The sequence below is a fragment of the Roseateles sp. GW821-FHT09H10 genome (assembly GCF_059415865.1).
In genome coordinates, this window is the sequence record NZ_JBWKOB010000001.1 from 877,478 (window position 1) to 894,961 (window position 17,484).

Annotated in this window: 18 protein-coding genes; 6 read left to right on the forward strand and 12 right to left on the reverse strand. The window is 71.9% G+C overall.

From position 1 onward, the window contains the following. Window positions 1-33: 33 nt before the first annotated feature. Complete coding sequence (locus AC07OY_RS03990; RefSeq protein WP_495041229.1) at window positions 34-534, reverse strand: hypothetical protein; 501 nt, start codon at window positions 532-534, stop codon at window positions 34-36. Window positions 535-650: 116 nt separating this feature from the next. On the opposite strand from AC07OY_RS03990, the gene AC07OY_RS03995 reads away from it, so the two are divergent. Continuing rightward, window positions 651-1,616, forward strand: coding sequence for a helix-turn-helix transcriptional regulator (locus AC07OY_RS03995; RefSeq protein WP_495041230.1), 966 nt, complete (start codon window positions 651-653; stop codon window positions 1,614-1,616). Here AC07OY_RS03995 and AC07OY_RS04000 read toward each other — a convergent pair. From AC07OY_RS04000 to AC07OY_RS04040, 9 genes are all read right to left on the reverse strand, one after another. Beyond that, entirely contained in the window at window positions 1,600-2,766 is a 1,167-nt protein-coding gene (locus AC07OY_RS04000) for a VWA domain-containing protein (protein ID WP_495041231.1), read from the reverse strand. The two genes, AC07OY_RS03995 and AC07OY_RS04000, sit on opposite strands and share 17 nt — an antisense overlap. Window positions 2,767-2,839: 73 nt before the next feature. Next, complete coding sequence (locus AC07OY_RS04005) at window positions 2,840-5,059, reverse strand: DUF5682 family protein (RefSeq protein ID WP_495041232.1); 2,220 nt, start codon at window positions 5,057-5,059, stop codon at window positions 2,840-2,842. 1 nt (window position 5,060) lies between these two features. Beyond that, entirely contained in the window at window positions 5,061-6,140 is a 1,080-nt protein-coding gene (locus tag AC07OY_RS04010; protein ID WP_495041233.1) for an ATP-binding protein, read from the reverse strand. Next, a complete protein-coding gene (locus tag AC07OY_RS04015; RefSeq protein ID WP_495041234.1) occupies window positions 6,137-7,684 on the reverse strand; it encodes a DUF5691 domain-containing protein in 1,548 nt (515 codons plus the stop codon). Before AC07OY_RS04015 ends, AC07OY_RS04010 begins: the two co-directional genes overlap by 4 nt. A gap of 145 nt (window positions 7,685-7,829) precedes the next feature. Next, window positions 7,830-9,161, reverse strand: a complete 1,332-nt coding sequence (locus tag AC07OY_RS04020) for an SWIM zinc finger family protein (RefSeq protein ID WP_495041235.1) — start codon at window positions 9,159-9,161, stop codon at window positions 7,830-7,832. A gap of 58 nt (window positions 9,162-9,219) precedes the next feature. Then, window positions 9,220-9,864, reverse strand: a complete 645-nt coding sequence (locus AC07OY_RS04025) for a hypothetical protein (RefSeq protein WP_495041236.1) — start codon at window positions 9,862-9,864, stop codon at window positions 9,220-9,222. A 4-nt stretch (window positions 9,865-9,868) separates the two neighbouring features. Then, window positions 9,869-10,588, reverse strand: coding sequence for a hypothetical protein (locus tag AC07OY_RS04030; RefSeq protein WP_495041237.1), 720 nt, complete (start codon window positions 10,586-10,588; stop codon window positions 9,869-9,871). A 4-nt stretch (window positions 10,589-10,592) separates the two neighbouring features. Continuing rightward, window positions 10,593-10,823 carry a helix-turn-helix domain-containing protein gene (locus AC07OY_RS04035; RefSeq protein ID WP_495041238.1) on the reverse strand — a complete coding sequence of 77 codons (231 nt, stop codon included), beginning with the start codon at window positions 10,821-10,823 and terminating at the stop codon, window positions 10,593-10,595. Next, window positions 10,823-11,371 carry a DUF2975 domain-containing protein gene (locus AC07OY_RS04040; protein WP_495041239.1) on the reverse strand — a complete coding sequence of 183 codons (549 nt, stop codon included), beginning with the start codon at window positions 11,369-11,371 and terminating at the stop codon, window positions 10,823-10,825. Before AC07OY_RS04040 ends, AC07OY_RS04035 begins: the two co-directional genes overlap by 1 nt. Window positions 11,372-11,460: 89 nt before the next feature. Between AC07OY_RS04040 and ybaK the strand changes: the two genes are divergently transcribed. From ybaK to AC07OY_RS04065, 5 genes are all read left to right on the forward strand, one after another. Beyond that, the gene (gene ybaK / locus AC07OY_RS04045; RefSeq protein WP_495041240.1) at window positions 11,461-11,955 is read left to right on the forward strand and encodes a Cys-tRNA(Pro) deacylase; all 495 of its coding nucleotides are present in this window, start codon (window positions 11,461-11,463) and stop codon (window positions 11,953-11,955) included. A gap of 36 nt (window positions 11,956-11,991) precedes the next feature. Continuing rightward, window positions 11,992-12,465, forward strand: a complete 474-nt coding sequence (locus AC07OY_RS04050) for an MgtC/SapB family protein (RefSeq protein WP_495041241.1) — start codon at window positions 11,992-11,994, stop codon at window positions 12,463-12,465. 56 nt (window positions 12,466-12,521) lie between these two features. Continuing rightward, entirely contained in the window at window positions 12,522-12,848 is a 327-nt protein-coding gene (locus AC07OY_RS04055) for a hypothetical protein (RefSeq protein WP_495041242.1), read from the forward strand. Between the two features lie 157 nt (window positions 12,849-13,005). Continuing rightward, complete coding sequence (gene plsY, locus AC07OY_RS04060) at window positions 13,006-13,665, forward strand: glycerol-3-phosphate 1-O-acyltransferase PlsY (protein ID WP_495041243.1); 660 nt, start codon at window positions 13,006-13,008, stop codon at window positions 13,663-13,665. Then, window positions 13,662-14,021: a RidA family protein gene (locus AC07OY_RS04065; protein WP_495041244.1), complete on the forward strand. Its 360-nt coding sequence runs from the start codon at window positions 13,662-13,664 to the stop codon at window positions 14,019-14,021. Before plsY ends, AC07OY_RS04065 begins: the two co-directional genes overlap by 4 nt. Here AC07OY_RS04065 and AC07OY_RS04070 read toward each other — a convergent pair. Continuing rightward, the gene (locus AC07OY_RS04070; RefSeq protein ID WP_495041245.1) at window positions 14,005-16,017 is read right to left on the reverse strand and encodes a DEAD/DEAH box helicase; all 2,013 of its coding nucleotides are present in this window, start codon (window positions 16,015-16,017) and stop codon (window positions 14,005-14,007) included. The two genes, AC07OY_RS04065 and AC07OY_RS04070, sit on opposite strands and share 17 nt — an antisense overlap. A gap of 36 nt (window positions 16,018-16,053) precedes the next feature. Next, entirely contained in the window at window positions 16,054-17,478 is a 1,425-nt protein-coding gene (locus AC07OY_RS04075) for a M56 family metallopeptidase (protein ID WP_495041246.1), read from the reverse strand. Window positions 17,479-17,484 lie beyond the last annotated feature (6 nt).

A 17,484-nucleotide genomic window follows, 5' to 3' on the forward strand; every position in this document is an offset into this window, starting at 1 on the left:
GGAGATGGGAACCCGCCCAGTCTAGGGACGACTTCAAGACCGTGTGCGCTGGTAGTGCAATCGCCAGATCAACGACCAGGTCTTGCCGCCGTCGTTGCTGCCTTCCCAGTCCCAGATGAAGCTGTCGGCCTGGATGTCGTAGAAGCGCATGCGCTTGCCCTGCAGCTGCTCGCCGACCTGCTGGAAGGCGGTGCTGAAGTAGCGGCTCTCGCCCTCGGCACTGCCCGTCAGCGCGAAGAAGCCGCCCTGGTTGTCGGCCCAGGCCTGGTGCCACAGCCCGGCCTTGTCGCGCACCGACAGCGAGCGGCCCAGCAGCTGCGGCTTGACGGCCGGATCGCCCGTGAAGTCCTCCTCGATGACCTGGCCGCCCAGGATCTTGCTGACCCGGTTGCGGGCCTGGCCCGGGCTGCCGTTGGCGTTCTTCCAGGTGACGACCCAGTCGCCGACCCAGAAGTCGAAGAGGTCGGCCGGGGCGGCGGCCTGCACGGGTTGCAGCAGGGTGGCGAACAGGGCCGCGGCGAGGAATTTGCGCATGGGTGTGGCAGGCAATGGGATGGCGTCAGCCTAGGCCCGCCGCCCGCGACGTGGTGTTGCAGAAATTGCGCGGCGTGACTTCACGCTGCCGGGCCGGCCCTGTCTAGACTGGGTCCATGATCCTGCGCGAGCTGCCCGACCTGGCGCCGCGGCCGCTGACGGCCGCGAATGCCGGCTTCCGGCAATGGTTCGCCGAGCATTGGGGCCGCGAGAACGCCATCGTCATGGGCTGGTCGCAGGATGTGGAATTCCCCTCGCACACCCAGACCCTGTCCATCAAGCGCGCCTGGGGCGGCGAGGGCGAGGACTATCTGCTGCCCGGGCGGCGGCTGCGTGTCGATGAGGCGCATTGCCTGATCCTCAACCAGGGCGGCCATTACGGCGCCCGCATCAGGAGCCGCGAGCCGGTGCTCAGCTTCGGGGTCTTCTTCCGGCCCGGCATGGGCGAGGAGATCGCCCATGCGGCGCGCCAGAGCCTGCCCCGGGTCCTGGCGGCCGACGGCGAGACGGGCGCGCTGGGCCTGGGTTTCGCGGAGCATCTGCGCCCCGCCGAAGGGCGGCTCGGCGCCGAACTGACCGGGCTGCGTGATGCCATCCTGGCCGGCCGCGGCGAGCGTCTCGGCGATGCCGACGACGAAGCCTGGCTGGAGGAGAGGCTGCAATCCCTGCTGTGGCGCATGCTGGAGGCCGAGCCCGGCTGGCGTGGGCGCAGCGGCCCGCTGGCGGCGCTCAGCCGCGGCCAGCATGCCGAGCTGCTGGCCCGCCTCGACCGGGCCACCGACTTCATGCTGAGCAGCCAGTCCGATGCGCTGACGCTGGACGACATTGCCGCGGTGGCGCGCCTGTCCAAATACCACTTCGTGCGCTGCTTTCGCGCGCTGCGGGGCTGCACGCCCATGGCCTGGCTGGCGCAGCGCCGTGCCGAGCATGCCTTGCGGCTGCTGGCCGACGCCAGCCTGTCGCTGGACGAGGTCGCCGCGCGCAGCGGCCTGGGGTCGCGCCAGACCCTGTTCCGCCAGCTCAAGCGGCGTGGCGGCGCGGGCGGCCAGGCCCTGCGCGAAAGGCTCAGCGCGACGTCGTGAGCCCCTGGCCAGCGGCCCAGGCGGCAATGTCCTCGCGACGGATGGCCGCGGCCATCAGGCCGGGAAAGGCCTCGGGCGTGCAGGCGAAGGACGGCACGCCCAGGGCCGCGAGCTTGGTCGCCAGGCCCCGGTCATAGGCCGGGGCGCCTTCGTCGCTCAGGGCCAGCAGCGTCACGAACTGCACGCCGCTTTCCACCAGCGCGGCGGCGCGGCTCAGCAGGCCGGCCTCGACGCCGCCTTCGTAGAGATCGGAGATCAGCACGAGGATGGTGTTGCGCGGCTCGCGGATGATGGACTGGCAATAGCCCACGGCGCCGTTGATGTCGGTGCCGCCGCCCAGTTGCACGCCGAACAGCAGCTCCACCGGGTCGTCGAGCTGCTCGGTCATGTCGACCACGGCCGTGTCGAAGACGACCAGCTTGGTCGACACCGCCGGCAGCGAAGCCATCACGGCGCCAAAGATGCTGGAGTAGACGACGGAGTTGGCCATGGAGCCGCTCTGGTCTATGCACAGCACCACCTCGCGCTGCGGGCGGCGCGCCTTGCGGCCGTAGCCGATGAGCTGCTGGGGCACGATGGTGCGGTGCTCGGGCTGCCAGTGGCGCAGATTGGCGCGGATGGTGCGGTGCCAGTCGATCTCGGCATGGCGCGGCCGGCGGTTGCGCTGGCTGCGGTCCAGGGCGCCGGTGATGGCCGAGCGCATGGGCTCCTCGAGCTTGCGCAGCAGCTCGTCGACGACGCGGCGCACGACCAGGCGGGCCGTCTCCTTGGTGTTGGCCGGGATCACGCGCGACAGCGAGATCAGCTGGGCGACGAGATGCACATCGGGCTGCACGGCGTTCAGCATCTCGGGCTGCAGCAGCATGTCGCGCAGGTTCAGCCGCTCCAACGCGTCCCGCTGCATGACCTGCACGACGGAGCTGGGGAAGTATTTGCGGATGTCGCCCAGCCAGCGTGCCACGCTGGGCGACGAGCCTCCGCGGCCACCGACGCGGTCGCGTGGTTTGCCGCCACCGGGGCCGGGGGCTTCGTACAGGGCTGCCAGGGCCTGGTCCATCTCCTGGGCCGGGCCGGACAAGCCGCCGAGAGCCGCCTCGGCTTCACCACCCAGCACCAGGCGCCAGCGGCGCAGTCTTTCGCTGTCGCTCATGGATGCACCCTTCGGCCTTCGGCCTGTCCCGCCAGGCGGGAGCGAGCTTGCTTGGGACGGCCCGGCGCGTCGCTCATGCGCTCAACCCCATCAACAGCCGCAGCGTCGGCAGCGGCAACACGGCACGGGCTTCGTCCCAGTCGGCGCCGGCCTGCGGGTTGGCCGCGACGGCGCCCTGCACGGCGCGCTGGCCGAGGTCGCGGCGCTCGCCAGCCGTGAACTGCGAGAAGCTGCGCCTCACCAGCGGCAGCACCTGGATGAAATGGGCTTCGCCCAGGCCGGCCAGCCAGGCGTCCACCAGGCCCCAGACCGTTGCGTCATGCAGCAGCACGACGGCATTGCGGTTCAGGAAGCCGTCCAGCCAGGCGGCGGCCTTGGGCGCATCCGCGCCGGCCGACAGATGCAGCGACAGCTGCTGGGCGGCACGCTCGCTGCTCCAGTCGCCGCCGTCCAGCAGCAGCCGCGTGGCCAGGCCCTGCAGCAGCTCGTGGGCGGTGGGCAGGCCGGCCAGTTGCTCCAGGGCCTTGCGCCAGGCGGCGGTCTGCGCTTCGGCATCACGCAAGCCCACGGCCGAGTGGGCGGCCAGCAGCTGGGTGCGCAGTGCCGCCGCGGCCTCGTCGTCCAGTGCCGTCGCGGCCAGCGGCAGGGCGATGGCGCCGCGCACGATGAGGCTGTCCAGCAGCTGCGACACCAGGGCCACGTCGGTCTGGCGCACATTGCCGTAGCGGAACACCTGGGCCAGCGGCGGCAGGGCGGCCAGCAGCTGGCCGGCATCGCCGGTCAATGCCGCGCGGTCCTGCAGCGCCTGGGTCGCGGCGGGCACGGCGGCGGGCAGGTCGGCCAGCAGCACGGCGTCGATCAGCGCAGCCAGCTCGCTCAAGGCTTCGGTCCGGGCACTGCGCTCGATGGCACGGTTGGCGGCGGCCTGGGCCACGGTCTGGCCGAAGCGGCTGGCCTCGATGAGGCGCAGCGCGAACTCGGGCTGCCATTGCAGGGCCCAAACCTCGTGGAAGCTGCCGCGCGATGAGCGGCCGACCTGGGCGATCTCGCCCCAGGGCAGGTCCAGCAGCTTCAGGCGATGCAGCAGATGGCTGCGCGCCAGGTCATTGGGCTGGCGCAGGTCCAGGTCCAGCGTCTTCTGCAAGGCCTCGGCCTTGAGGCGCAGGCTCTTCTGGGTCTGCTCCAGGTCGCGCTGCAGTGGCACGGTGGGCAGGTCGGGCGGCACCGCGCCGAGGCGGTCGCCAATGACGAGGGCGTCGGCCACGAAGGCCAGCATGGCCTCGTCGCCCAGGGTCAGCACGGTGCGCGTGGCCTCGTGCAGTTCCTCCAGGCCGGGCGCGGGCCGGCCGCGCAGGGCCGCCAGGGTGTCGGCCAGGCGGGCCGCCTCGATGAGGTGGGCGGACGAGCAGTCCAGGTCACGCGCCCGCATCAGCGCGGCGACGCGGGCCAGCCAGCCGATGCTGCGGCGGGAGCCGCTGCTAGCGGATTGGGTCCACAGATGCTCATACCAGCCCGGCGACGCGATGCCCGCGCCATAGCCGCTGGCGCGCGTCAGCAGCCGGTGGGTCCACGGCACCCAGGTGGCGGCGACCTTGAGTTTGGGCAGGCCGGCCAGGCCCTCCTTCAGCAGCGTGGTGTCGGCCTTGGCGGTCACGTTGGCCTGCAGCGCCGGCAGATGCCAGGCGCCGCAGACGACGGCAATGCGCTCGAAGCCTTCCTTCTGCGCGGCCCGCAGGCCCTGGCGCATCTGGGCCTCGCGCAGCAGGTCGCGGGTGTCGGTCTCGCCGACCTCGGCGCGCAGGGCCGCCATTGCTTCGGCGATGGCCGAGAACAGCTCCTCGCCGTCGCCGCGCTCCTCCACTTGATGGTTCCACCAGGCCTCGCCGTCGGCATAGCCGGCGGCCTTGGCGAGTTCGCCCAGCGGGTCCTCGCGCGGGCTGTCCTTGGCTTCGTCCTCAGATTCGCGCTGCGCTTTCGTCATCGCCAGCGAATGCGCGACCGCCAGATCGATGAAGCGCACCGGCACGTTGTTGGCTGCCGCCCAGCGCAGGGCCTGCCATTCGGGCGAGAACTCGGCGAAGGGGTGGTAGACGGCCAGGCCCGGCTCGTCGGGGCAGTAGCTCAGCAGGGCCACGGGCGGCTGCATGCCGGCCTGCAGCACGGCGCTCACCAGTCCATCTGCCTCAGGCGGCCCTTCGACCAGCAGGCAATCGGGCTTCAGCGCTTCCAGCGCACGCACCAGGCTGCGCGCGCAGCCCGGGCCGTGGTGGCGGATGCCGAAGAGATGAGCCATGTCAGCTCAGTTCCCTGAAGGCGCGGTAGAGGTCTTTCCAGTCGGCGCGTTCCTTGACGACGGTTTCCAGGTATTCCGTCCACACCGCCTTGTCCTGCACCGGATCCTTGACCACGGCGCCGATCAGCCCGGCGGCCATGTCGGCCGGGCGCAGCACGCCGTCGCCGAAGTGGCCGGCCAGGGCCATGCCGCTGTTGATGACGGAGATGGCTTCGGCCGTGGACAAGGTGGACGTGGGCGACTTGATGCGCGTCTTGCCGTCCTCGGTCTGGCCGCTGCGCAGCTCGCGGAAGATCTGCACGACGCGCTGCACCTCCTTCAGCGCTGGCGGCTCGGCCGGCAGCTCCAGCGCGCGGCCCATCTCGCCGACGCGCTTGGTGACGATGGCGATCTCATCCTCGGCGCTGGCCGGCACCGGCAGCACGACGGTGTTGAAGCGGCGCTTCAGCGCGGCCGACAGCTCGTTGACGCCCTTGTCGCGGTTGTTGGCCGTGGCGATGACGCTGAAGCCGCGCACGGCCTGCACCTCGCTGGACAGCTCGGGGATGGGCAGGGTCTTCTCGGACAGCACGGTGATGAGGCTGTCCTGCACGTCGGCGGGGATGCGCGTCAGCTCCTCGACGCGGGCGATCTTGCCGTGGCGCATGGCCTGCATCAGCGGGCTGGGCACAAGGGCCGCTTCCGAGGGGCCGTGGGCCAGCAGCTGGGCGTAGTTCCAGCCATAGCGCAGCTGCTCCTCGCTGGTGCCGGCGGTGCCCTGGATGAGGCGCGTCGAGTCGCCGCTGATGGCCGCGGCCAGGTGCTCCGACACCCAGGACTTGGCCGTGCCCGGCACGCCGTACAGCAGCAGGGCGCGGTCGGTGGCCAGCGTGGCGACGGCGATCTCCATCAGGCGCGCGTCGCCGATGTATTTGGCGCTGAGCTCGAAGCCGTTGTCCAGCCGCCCGCCCATCAGATAGCGCACCACGGCCCAGGGCGAGAGCTCCCAGTTGGTCGGGCGCTGGCGGTTGTCGGCGCGCTTCAACTCGGCCAGCTCCTCGGCGAACTGGGTCTCGGCGTGTTGGCGAAGTACAGAGCTCATGGCGTCCTCGTCGGGATCAGGGTGTGCAGGGTGCGTCGCGCGGCGATGGTCCGGTCGACCCCGGCCAGCGTCTCGACGCAGCCCGGGGTTTCATCGGCGCGGCGCGGCAGGTCGGCCAGCGCGTTGAAGCTGGACTGATGGGCGACGCAGGCGAAGTCGGCCAGCAGGCCGCGCAGGCCGTAGTCGGTGTTCAGGGCGCCGTTGCGTGCCTGCTCGTGCAGGGTGCGCACCAGCAGGCCGGACAGCTCGGCCGACAGCGATTGCCCCGGTGGGCAGGCATTCAGCGCCTGCATGAGCACGCCGGCCAGGGGCTGCGAGCCGTTGCGTGCCGCGGCCATCAGGTGGCGGTCGCGTGCGGCCGGCGGCAGCAGGCCCAGCACGGTGGCCGGGTCCATGCGCAGCGCGGGTGGCCAGCGGTCCTGCAGTGCGTCGCACCAGGCGGCGTCGGGGGCGGCAAACAGCACGTCGGCCCAGCCGCGCACCAGGGCCTCGCTCCAGTCGGTACCGGCAGCCCAGGCCAGCAGCTCGGCCGGCGTCATGCCAGTGTGGCGGCTCCACCAGGCCAGCGGTGTCTGGCGCACCAGCTGGTAGAGCCACCAGGCGCGTTCGCCCAGGGACTCGTGGGTCGGCCGCGTCGCGTCGATCTGGTCGGCCTTCCAGTCGCTGCCGGCGGCGGCGGGCGCCTCGATCAGCCAGCGTTTGCGCAGCAGCAGGTCGCGATCCTGCGTCAGCAAGGGCGTGATCCGTTCGGCGGCGCGGCGCGGGTGGGCGGCATCGGGCAGGCGCAGCAGCAGTTGCAGGGCGGTCTGGCGCACTTCCTTGCTGCGGTCGCCACGCAGGGTCTCGAGCAGCGGCTCGTCGGCCAGGCTCAGGCCAGTGGCGAGGGCGCCGGCCAGGTCGGCGCGTTCGCGGGCCGGCAGCTCGGCGAGGGCGGACTGCAGGCGCTCGCGGCCGGCGGCGGGGTCGGCGGCACGCAGTCGGGCCAGCCAGGCGCGGCGTTGCTCCAGCGTGCCCTCCAGCCAGGGCGCGTCGCCACCTTCGTCTTCGATGACGCCAGCCGCAAAGGCCCAGTCCTCGCGCTGCGCCGCCAGCCACAGGCCACGCTGGCCCAAGGCCGGCAGCAGGGCCGCGCGCAGCGCGATCGAGCGGCGGCCCAGCTCCAGCGCCTGCGGCAGCAGCAGCTCGGGCAGGCGCAGCCCGGCCTGGGCCAGGATCAGGAAAGCCTCGTGCGGCAGGCGGGCGGGGCTGTCGAAGAGGACCTGGCGCAATGCATCGGAGACCGGGCCGGGGCCGGGGGCGGCCAGGGTCTCGTCAGCGGCCGGCGTGGGCAGTTCGGCGGGAGCCGCCATGCCCTGCGCGCCGGCCAGGTTGCAGGCGGCGAGGATGGCCGCGGTGCGCAGCAGCGCGGTGGCGGGATCGGGGGCGGCGTCAACCGCCTGTCGGATGGTGTCGCCGATGTCTGCGGGCCAGGTCGGCAGCGCCGCCGCATGGCGATCCGTGCCGACGGTGGCGGCAGGCAGCAGCGCGGTCCAGGCCGAAGTCATTGGTGCACCCTTCGGCCTGCGGCCTTGCCTGGCCGACGGCGCGGCCAGGCGTTCGCCAGGCACAGGATGCCCACTGGGCATCCCATGTCCGGGCTCACTCCCGCCAGGCGGGAGCGAGCTTGCTTGGGGCGGCCCGGCGCGGCGCTCATGTCGACCTCCGCAGCCAGCTGATGGTGCCGTCAGGGGCCCAGGCCGACAGCGGCGCAAAGCTGCGGCCGTCCCATTCCCCCATCAGCCGCAAAGGCCGGCCGCCGGCAATGGCCAGCAGCGTCCAGGCCTCGGTATCCGGCAAGGCCATGGGCAGCAGGCGGCCGGCGCCCGCCACGGCCATGGCATCGCCCTGGCGCAGCGGTACCGCGTCGGCCAGCACCAGGGGATGCAGGCTGACCCAGGGGTTGGCGGCCAAGCGCTCGGCGATGGCCTGCCATTCAGTGGCGGCGACGGCCTCGGGCCAACGCGCGGGGCCAGCGTCCGACAGAGGCTCGGCGGGCAGGGCACGCAGCGCCGCCGCGCCCGGGAAGAAGGCGAGGGCGGTCTCGGTGGACGTGCCGACCAGCCAGGACTGCTCGAAGCCGCGTCCGCCAAAGGCATGGTCCAGCAGCCAGGCACGCCGGCCGCTGCGCTCGCCCTGCAGCCACACGCGCCTCTCGGTCAGCTTGTCGTCGCGCTCTTCGCTGATGCTGCCCAGCACGGTCCAGCGGTCCAGCACGCGTTCGCCCTGCTCCAGCACCTCGGCGCGCTCCAGCGGCCAGCCAGCGACGGTGCGGAGGTCGGCGTGCAGCGCGACGGGCAGTTGCTCGCGGCGGGACAGGCCCTCACAGGCGAGTTGCAGTAGGCCCAGGCGCCGCAGCGTCTGCTCAGGCCAGTCGGCGCCGCGCCGCACGCCTTGGGCCGCCGCCAGCACGCGCTGGCCGAGGCCGGGTGCCTGGGCATCGACGAGGCGGCGGGCCTGGGTTTGCCAATTGGCAAGGGCCTCGTCGTCGAGGGCGCCGAGGCCGCGGGCGAGCTGGTCGGCCATCCAGCGCTGCAGGTCTTGCGCCGCGGCGGTGATGCGCTGCCAGCGCTGGGCCTCGCGCTTGTCGGCGGCTTCGGGATCGGCGGGCGCCGCCGTGGACTTGGCTGCCTGCTTTTCCGCCTGTTTCTCGGCTTTCTCGGCGCGGTTGCCCAGCCATTCGCTGACCCAGGCCGGCGCCTCGGTGGCCGTGAAGGCGCTGGCCTGCTGGGCGCGCATCAGCAGCAGCGCCAGGCCGTGCTTGCAGGGGAACTTGCGGCTCGGGCAGGAGCAGCGGAAGGCCGGGCCGCTGAGGTCGACCTGGGTCTGGTAGGGCTTGGAACCGCTGCCCTGGCATTCGCCCCAGACGGCCGCATCGTCGGCGCCGAGCAGCGGCCATTGCGCGGGCCTGACGAGGCCATGCGCGGCCTTGGCCGAGGCGGCATCCGGTGCGAGCGCGAGTACGGCCTCCGTGGTCAGCAGCATGCTGGCCATCTCCCCCTGATCTGTTGTGCGCGCAGTCTATGCGAGCGGCGGCCGCCGCTCACTTGCACTTGTAGGGCTTGCCCACCATGCTGACGGCGCGGGGGGCGACATTGCCGTTGAACTGATCCATGTCGGCGATGCGCGAGCGGAAGATCTCGACGCAGGTATTGCCGCGCCGCATGACGGTGCGGCGGTCGCCCATGGCGCCGACGGCCTGGGAGCGGTTCTCGCTGGTGCTCTCCTCGACCCAGGCGCCGGCGCCTCCGGTCGCGTCGGCGATGCGTTCTTCAAACGTCGGCCGCGGCGTGTTGCTGCGCGGGTCGCTCAGCGCCGGGTTGCGTGCCGCGGCGCTGGAGGCGGCATAGCCCGGCGGCAGCGTCAGGCGCAGCGCCGTGCGGGGCGGCTCGGGCGCAGGCGTGGCGGGTGGCGCAGCGATGGGGGTCGGAGCCGTCTCGGCGGGCGCCTGGCGCTCGGCGGCGGCGACGGGCGGCGAGATGGGGCGCCGCGCGACGTCCCGGGGCGCCTGCACCCTGGGCACGGTGGCGGGCGGCAGGCGCGGCGCTGGCGGGGCGATGAGGCGCACGGTGGTCAGCCGCCGCTCACGGTGTTGGTCGAGTGGGGGCGACCTGTGCAGCCACAGCGCCGCCAGCAGCCCGATGTGCAGGGCCGCGACGGCGATGCGCGCGATCCAGCGATGGTCCATGGGCCTAGAGCTTGACGCTGAGCTTGCTGTCGGGCGGCGGGAGCAGGCGGGCGCTGTCGGGCCAGTTCTCCTGGCCGTTCAGCAGCATGCAGGGGCGGCCCTTCTCGCCCTTCTTGGCGTCGGGGTCGCGCTCGCCGGTCGCCTGCGGCAGCGGCAGGCCGAGCAGCTGGCCGTTCTCGCGCCATTCCAGCTCCCAGGTCGGCGTGGCGGAGCAGACTCGCACGGCCTCGATACGCGGGAACAGCCAGCGCAGATAGAAGGGCAGCAGCTCCTCGCGCAGCGTGCGGGCCACGCGCAGGGTCTGGCGCACCTTGGCCATGGTGAGCTGCTCGGGCCCATAGGTCAGTTCGAGACTGCCACGCACACCCATCTGGCCCTTGCCCGTGTTGGTGGCGAGGTCGGCCGTCTTGGCTTCAGCCTCGGGCAGGATGGGCAGGTCGAAGCCGCCGGCGGCGTCGAGCTTGAGCGGGTAGTCGGCGTCGTCGCTGCGCACGGCCATGCGGATGTCGGCCAGCGGCGTCTTGGTCTTGGCGGTGTCGACCCTGAAGTCCATGCGGAACAGGCCCTCGCCATGCTGGCGCAGCTTGCTCAGCAGGCTGTTGATCTGGCCATAGGCCATGACGCTGCCGTCGCGCTTCAGTTCGGTCTTCACGGTCGGCAGCACTTCGGTCTGGGCGTGGGCGGCCGTGGCCGCGGCCAGCAGGCTGGCAAGCAGGATTCGCATGGGATCAGAGGGAGTCGTCGGAGGGTTCGGGGCCAGGCTCCCAGGCGAGCAGGTCGCCGGGCTGGCATTGCAGGACTTCGCAGATGCGGGCCAGCGTGTCGAAGCGCACGCCGCGCACCTTGCCGCTCTTGAGCAGCGAGAGGTTGGCCTCGGTGATGCCCACGCGCTCCGCCAGCTCGCGCGAACGCATCTTGCGGCGCGCGAGCATGACGTCGAGGGTGACAACGATGGGCATCAGATGAACTCGGCGTTCTCGTCGGCGACGCGGGCGGCCTCGTGCAGCACTTGCGCGAGGGCCAGCAGCAGCAGGCCGAAAAGCAGGGCGAGATAGTGGTCGGACGACAGCCCGAACCAGAACTGGCGCTGACCCTTGGGATTGCCCCAGGTCAGCGCGAGGATGGCCAGCGTGTGGCCCAGGGGCTGGGCGGCGGCCAGGCCGCTGACACCAAGGCCCAGGCGGCGCAGGTGCTGGGCCGGGCGCCGGGCGAGCAGCTCGCCTTCGGCAAAGCAGCCGAACAGCGACCACATCTGCCACAGCGCGAACAGGCTGACCGAGGTGGGCACCAGCATGGCGGCCAGGCCCCACAGCCGCGAGCCGAGGTCCAGCTGCAGCGTCGAGAGGTTCCAGGTCTTGGCGGCCACCTCGGCCACCCACATCGGGTCGGCCCAGAAGATGAAGGGCAGGGTGCCGATGACCACGACGCCGAACAGACACAGCAGCCGCACGACCCAGGCCAGGCGGCGGATGCGTCGCAGGCCGTCGGCGGAGAAGGAGTCGGGCATGGTGGTCTTCGTAAAACAAGAAAAACTTACTGTAAAACAATAAATCATTGTTGTGAGGCGGAATTCCTCACCTCCCTGAGAATGAGGGGATGAGCAAGAAAGGCAATCACGTCAGCGAGACCCCCGCCACCCAGGCCCTGAAGAGAGCTGGCATCACCTTCACGGAACACGTCTACGACTATGTGGAGCACGGCGGCACGGCCGAGTCGTCCAAGCAGCTGGGCGTCGAGGAGCACGCCGTCGTGAAGACCCTGGTCATGCAGGACGAGAAGGCCGATCCGCTGATCGTGCTGATGCATGGCGACCGCACGGTCAGCCTGAAGGAACTGGCGCGGCAGATCCCCTGCAAGAAGGTCGAGCCCTGCAAGCCCGAGGTGGCTCAGCGCCACAGCGGCTACCAGGTCGGCGGCACCTCGCCCTTCGGCGTGCGCAAGGCCATGCCCGTGTTCGTCGAGGCCTCCATCCTCGAACTGCCGAAGATCTGCATCAACGGCGGCCGGCGCGGCTATCTCGTCGGCATCGCGCCCCAGGTGCTGACCGAGCTGCTGCAGGCCCGCCCCGTGCATTGCGCCAACGCGGCTTGAGGCCGGGCCGGGCGCGCCGATTGCCAGGGGTGGCCGATGTGGACCACCATCCTCGACACGCTGAAGGCCGAGTTCTCCGACGCCCCCGATGCGGAGCAGGCCACGCGCATCCTGGTGCGGCTGCTGCTGGCCGCCATCCTGGGGGGCATGCTGGGCTATGAGCGTGAAAGCCAGGGCAAGGCGGCCGGCATCCGCACCCACATGCTGGTGGCCATGGGCGCGGCCCTGTTCGTGCTGGTGCCTGAGCTGGACGGCATGGCCGTGGCCGACATGAGCCGCGTCATCCAGGGCATCGTCACCGGCGTCGGCTTTCTCGGTGCCGGCGCCATCATCAAGCACCGCACCGAGGAAGACACCCAGGGCCTGACGACGGCGGCCGGCATCTGGATGACGGCGGCCATCGGCGTGGCCTGCGGCCTGGGCCGCGAGACGACGGCCTTGCTGAGCACGCTGCTGGCCCTGACGGTGCTGGCGGTGCTGCCGCGGTTGGTGGGCCGCGACAAGCGCTGAGCGCGCGCGGCGTCGTCCTACGGGCGGCGCGGCAGGCCCTCGCGACACTGCCGGGCATGTCGACCTCCAGCCAGGGCATGAACGGCCGCGAGACGCTGGACCTGGCGTTCTCGCAGTTGCAAGCCTTGCTGCCCGCCCGGGCGGCGCGGGCGCTGGCCTGGCTGCGCAGCCCGCGCGCCGTCTGGCTGCGCGTGCCGGCCGGCGTGCTCTGCATCGTGGCCTCGTTCTTCTGGTTCATGCCCATCGTCGGCATCGAATTCCTGCCCATCGGCCTGCTGCTGCTGGCCGAGGACCTGCCTTGGCTGCGCAAGCCGGTGGGCCTGGCCATCCTTTTCCTGCTGGAGCAGGGGCGGCGCCTGCAGGTCTGGTGGAAGAGGAGTTAGCCCCTCGTCCAAGGAGTACCTTGGCCGGTCCCCCGAGGGGACGTCGATGCTCGCGGCGTCGAGCCGCGAACACATCGCCCGACGGGCCGGCTAGGGAGCGGCCCGGCGCTCGGCCCGCAAAAACTTGCTCGGCTCGGCTGGATGACAATGCCGCCCCATGCAAACCGTCCTCCCTCTGCTTGCCGCGCTTGTCGGCTATCTGATCGGCTCGCTGTCGTTTGCCGTCATCGTCAGCCGCGCCATGGGCCTGTCGGACCCGCGCTCCTATGGCTCGGGCAATCCCGGCGCCACCAATGTGCTGCGCTCGGGCAACAAGGCCGCGGCCATCCTGACCCTGGTCTTCGATGCGCTGAAGGGCTATCTGCCGGTGCTGGCCGTGTTCATCTGGGGCCCGAAGTTCGGCCTCGGCGAGGGCACGGCCGCGCTGGTCGGCCTGGGCGCCTTCCTCGGCCATCTGTGGCCGGTGTTCTTCCGCTTCCAGGGCGGCAAGGGCGTGGCCACGGCGGCCGGCGTCATCTTCGGCCTCAATCCCCTGCTGGGGCTTGCGACGCTGGCGACCTGGCTCATCATTGCCTGGTTCAGCCGCTATTCGTCCCTGGCCGCCATCGTGTCGGCTGCCTTCGCGCCGATGTATCAGTTGCTCATTTGGGAAGCCGGGCCGACCGCGCTGGCCCTGATCATCATGGGCCTGCTGCTGGTGTGGCGCCATTCGGCCAACATCCAGAAGCTGCTGGCCGGCACCGAGAGCAAGCTCGGCCAGAAGGCCGCCGCCGCAGCGGCACCCGTCAAACCCCAGAAGAACCGGAAGAAAGCATGACCGCCTCCACCCCCGTTGAACGCTTCGACATCGGCGCCCGCCTGTCCGAGATGGCCGTCTACAACGGCGTCGCCCACCTGGCCGGCCAGGTGCCCGAGGACGCCAGCGCCGACATCACCGGCCAGACGGCCCAGGTGCTGGCCGCCATCGACAAGCTGCTGGCGCGCGCCGGCACCGACAAGTCGCGCATCCTGATGGCCCAGATCTTCCTGGCCGACCGCGCCGACTTCCCCGGCATGAACGCCGCCTGGGACGCCTGGGTCGCCGCCGGCCACACGCCGCCGCGCGCCACCGTCATCGCCGGCCTGGCCAGGCCGGAGTGGAAGGTGGAGATCGTCGTCACAGCGGCTGTGTAAGCGCCTTCTTCTGCCAGAACTCGACGTCGAACACCTGCTGCAGGCCGGTGCCGGCGTTGATGAGCCAGAACTGGCGCCCGTCGGCGCTGATCCGCGTCACTTCGCCGACATGCCGGCCCGCCTTGACGCGGCAGCCGACGGCATTGGCCGGGAAGCCCGGCTGACGCGCCAGTTCGATCAAGGGCAGGGCCACGCGATCGTCGGCCGCCAGCCGCAGCTTCTGAACCAGCGGTGCCAGGAAGGCGCCGGCCGCGTCGGCGGCTGACACGAAGACCACCAGCTTGGCCTGGGCCCGGCTCAACGCGACGTTGAGCAGGCGCTGCGCCTCCTCGCCCTGCAGGAAGGGCTGGGCGCCATCGGCCGGATCGAACAGCACGACGGGCGCCTCGCTGCCCTGGGCGCGGTGCACCGTGCTCACGCGCAGCGACTCGGGCAGGCCGCGGGCGTTCAAGGCTTGGCGGATCAATGCCCGCTGGGCCCGGAAGGGCGTCAGCACGATGAGCTCGTCGGACCGCCACTCGCCGCTCTCCAGGGCCTGCTCGACCAGCCCGGCGATGGCCTCGGCCGACTCCCGCCGCACCGGCCCGCGCTGGGCCGCGGACCAGCCGCCATCACGCTGGATGCGGTGCAGATGCACATGGTCGTCGGGGCCGAGGTCCCCCAGTGTGCGTCGCCTGGCCACCCGCCATTCAGCCGAAGCATCGGCTGCCACGCGCAGGGCACCGTCGTAGAAGAGCTGGCTGACGAGGTCGCCAATCGGCGCCGCCATGCGCGACTGCTCGTCCAGCAGCGCGACCGACGCGCCCGAGCGAGGCATCTCCGCAAAGGCCGAGCGGCCCAACCAGCGGCGCGCCAGGCGGTCCTCGCTGCGCAGCACGGGCGACAGCTGCTGCGGGTCGCCCGCGAACAGCCGCGCACGGCCCAGCGGCATCAGGGCCAGCGCATGGGCCAGGCTGACCTGGCTCGCCTCGTCGAAGACGATGAGGTCGAAGGGCGGCTCGTCGTCGGGCCGCAGCTCGCGCAAGGACTTCAGCGTGAAGGCCGCCCTGGTCGTCGTCATGGCCGCCAGGCGGCAGCGCCGCAGCACCTTCAGCGAGGCGGCGCGCAGCTCGTCGCGCAGCGCCGCGACGCGATCGGCCCAGGTCTTGAGCGCGACCGCATCGCGGGCCGACGGGCGGGCGGCTTCGGCCCGCGCCAGGCGCGCGATCAGCTCGGCATCCTCGGTCGGGATCAGGTGCTCGCGGCCCGCATAGGCCGCGGCGCTGAAGCGCGTGCCCAGGCGCTGCACGAGAGGTCGGCAGTGCTCGCGGCGGCCTTTCTGCAGGGCCTTGTCGACGGCCAGCGTGGCGAGGTCGACGGCGTGGTTGGTCGTCGACAGCAGCAGCACCCGCGCGCCAGGCCGGCTGTCCAGGTACTCAGCCAGCAGCACGCCCAGCGTCGTCGTCTTGCCGGTGCCGGGCGGTCCCCACAGAAAGGCGCTGCTGTGGCCGACCAGGGCCAGAGCCTGGCGCTGGGCCGGGCGCAGCCAGCGAAAGGGCGAGCCGGTCAGTGCCGGACCGGCGTCGACGGCTTGCGGGTGGCCCAGGTCGGGCAGGCAGGCCAGGGCGCGTTCGGCCCAGGGCGTGTCCCACCAGGCATCGGCGACGGCGTTCAGGAAGCGCGTCGGGTAGAGGCGGATCAGCGCGCCCGAGGGCGGCGGCGGGCTGCTGGCGTTCTGCAGCACGAGCTGGTCGTCCTCGGCAACGACGGCCAGCACGCTGGCGCCGCCCTTGGCCGGCGCCCCCCACCAGGCGCTGGCACCGTCCAGGCTGTCGTCCAGCAAGGCCTGGGCCGAGGCCGCGCCGGGGCGCTGGCCCTCGGCGAAGACATAGCCGGGCTCCAGCGTCACGCGCCACAACGAGCCCTCGCGCTCGCTCCTCAGCACCTTGAAGTCGTAATACTCGGGCGTGGCCGACAGCTCGGCGCTCAGCGCCGAACGCACGTCGGCAAGGCTCATCGGAAAAGGCAGAGGCGGTCTCGGGAGGGCGGGACTTTACTGGGCCTCGCGCGCCAGCCGCCAGGCGCGGTCCTGGGCCTCCTGCTCGCGGTGCAGCTCGGCCATGCGCTCGCGTTGCTGGGCCTGCCGCTGCTTCTGCGCCGCCGACAGCTGCGACGAGGCCTCGAGCTCGGCCTTCATCTGGGCCGGCAGGCGCGGATCCTGGGGGTCGAACAGGCGTGCCGACAGCTGGGCCTGCAGCGGGCCTTGCGGCGTGGTCGCGACGAACTGCACCACGCTGCCGTCGACCTTCAGCTCCTGCCAGTCGCCGAGGACCTGCTTGCAGGTTTCATCCAACACCTGGCCGGTGAGGCGGAAGCTGCCGTCTTCGAAGCCATGCAGGGTCAGCCGCATGCAGGAGGCGGGCTGGGGCACGTCCATGAAAACGCCCCAGGGACCACCGGCCATCGACGAGCCCTTGCCGGGCAGGGTCACGGTGCGGCGCGTCCAGTCGTTGCGGCCCAGCTGAGAAGACACGTCGAAGATCAGCCCCTGGCCGAGCGGGCCCTTGGCCGTCGGCGTCGGCGCGGGTTGCTGGGCGGCACGAGCCAGCAATGCGGCGCCGCCGCCCAGGCTCAGCACCAGCAGCAGGGCGCCCGCGTGCTGCCCGCGCGGCGCACGGCGGTGGCGGGCCAGCATGCGCACGCGCTCCACCAGCGGATGGCGGGCGGCCCAGCCGCTGGCCAGGGCGGGATGGCGCCCGGCCGGATGGGCGGCCAGCATGGCTTCGGCATAGGCCGCCAGCGGTGCCGGGCCGGCCTCGGCCGCCAGCACGGCAGCGTCGCAAGCCAGTTCCTGGTCGCCGCGCAGACGGCCCCAGGCCCACCAGGCCAGCGGGTTGAACCACTGCAGGCACAGCAGCCCGGCGCCGAACAGGTTCCAGGCGTTGTCATGCCGGCGGGCATGCACGGCTTCGTGGGCCAGCACCAGGCGCTGCGCTGCCGCATCGAAGCGCTGCTCGAAATCTCGCGGCAACACCAGGCGCTGTGGCCAGAGGCCCACCACGGCAGGGCTGGCACCGGCGGGCGCCAGCCAGCGGCCGTCGGCATCGCGGCGCAGGCCGGCCACATAGCGGCGTTGCAGGGCGATCAGACTGAGGGCAAGCGCGACAGCCCCGACGCCCCAGGCCAGCAGCCAGGCCAGCGTGGCCGAGCCGGGCGCGGCCTGTGCGGCCTGTGCGGCGGGCAGGGCCTGGTCGATGAGAGCGATCAGCCTGACCGGCGCGGCGCTGGGCGCCGGTAGCGCCGTCGTGGGGACGGGCAGCAGGGGGCTGAGCATCAGCAGCGGCACCAGCAGCCAGGCCAGATAGGTGGCACTGGCGCCGAGTGTGCGCAACAGCAGGGGGCGCAGCAGGGCCAGCAACGCCACCCCGGCGCTGAACAGCAGGGTCTGGTAGATCAGGACTTCCAGCATTCGGTTCATGACGGT

Excerpts from the sequence above, each read along its gene's own strand:
- AC07OY_RS03990 (WP_495041229.1), bottom strand. The coding sequence starts at position 534 with ATGCGCAAATTCCTCGCCGCGGCCCTGTTCGCCACCCTGCTGCAACCC.
- AC07OY_RS03995 (WP_495041230.1), top strand. The coding sequence starts at position 651 with ATGATCCTGCGCGAGCTGCCCGACCTGGCGCCGCGGCCGCTGACGGCC.
- AC07OY_RS04000 (WP_495041231.1), bottom strand. The coding sequence starts at position 2,766 with ATGAGCGACAGCGAAAGACTGCGCCGCTGGCGCCTGGTGCTGGGTGGT.
- AC07OY_RS04005 (WP_495041232.1), bottom strand. The coding sequence starts at position 5,059 with ATGGCTCATCTCTTCGGCATCCGCCACCACGGCCCGGGCTGCGCGCGC.
- AC07OY_RS04010 (WP_495041233.1), bottom strand. The coding sequence starts at position 6,140 with ATGAGCTCTGTACTTCGCCAACACGCCGAGACCCAGTTCGCCGAGGAG.
- AC07OY_RS04015 (WP_495041234.1), bottom strand. The coding sequence starts at position 7,684 with ATGACTTCGGCCTGGACCGCGCTGCTGCCTGCCGCCACCGTCGGCACG.
- AC07OY_RS04020 (WP_495041235.1), bottom strand. The coding sequence starts at position 9,161 with ATGCTGCTGACCACGGAGGCCGTACTCGCGCTCGCACCGGATGCCGCC.
- AC07OY_RS04025 (WP_495041236.1), bottom strand. The coding sequence starts at position 9,864 with ATGGACCATCGCTGGATCGCGCGCATCGCCGTCGCGGCCCTGCACATC.
- AC07OY_RS04030 (WP_495041237.1), bottom strand. The coding sequence starts at position 10,588 with ATGCGAATCCTGCTTGCCAGCCTGCTGGCCGCGGCCACGGCCGCCCAC.
- AC07OY_RS04035 (WP_495041238.1), bottom strand. The coding sequence starts at position 10,823 with ATGCCCATCGTTGTCACCCTCGACGTCATGCTCGCGCGCCGCAAGATG.
- AC07OY_RS04040 (WP_495041239.1), bottom strand. The coding sequence starts at position 11,371 with ATGCCCGACTCCTTCTCCGCCGACGGCCTGCGACGCATCCGCCGCCTG.
- ybaK (WP_495041240.1), top strand. The coding sequence starts at position 11,461 with ATGAGCAAGAAAGGCAATCACGTCAGCGAGACCCCCGCCACCCAGGCC.
- AC07OY_RS04050 (WP_495041241.1), top strand. The coding sequence starts at position 11,992 with ATGTGGACCACCATCCTCGACACGCTGAAGGCCGAGTTCTCCGACGCC.
- AC07OY_RS04055 (WP_495041242.1), top strand. The coding sequence starts at position 12,522 with ATGTCGACCTCCAGCCAGGGCATGAACGGCCGCGAGACGCTGGACCTG.
- plsY (WP_495041243.1), top strand. The coding sequence starts at position 13,006 with ATGCAAACCGTCCTCCCTCTGCTTGCCGCGCTTGTCGGCTATCTGATC.
- AC07OY_RS04065 (WP_495041244.1), top strand. The coding sequence starts at position 13,662 with ATGACCGCCTCCACCCCCGTTGAACGCTTCGACATCGGCGCCCGCCTG.
- AC07OY_RS04070 (WP_495041245.1), bottom strand. The coding sequence starts at position 16,017 with ATGAGCCTTGCCGACGTGCGTTCGGCGCTGAGCGCCGAGCTGTCGGCC.
- AC07OY_RS04075 (WP_495041246.1), bottom strand. The coding sequence starts at position 17,478 with ATGAACCGAATGCTGGAAGTCCTGATCTACCAGACCCTGCTGTTCAGC.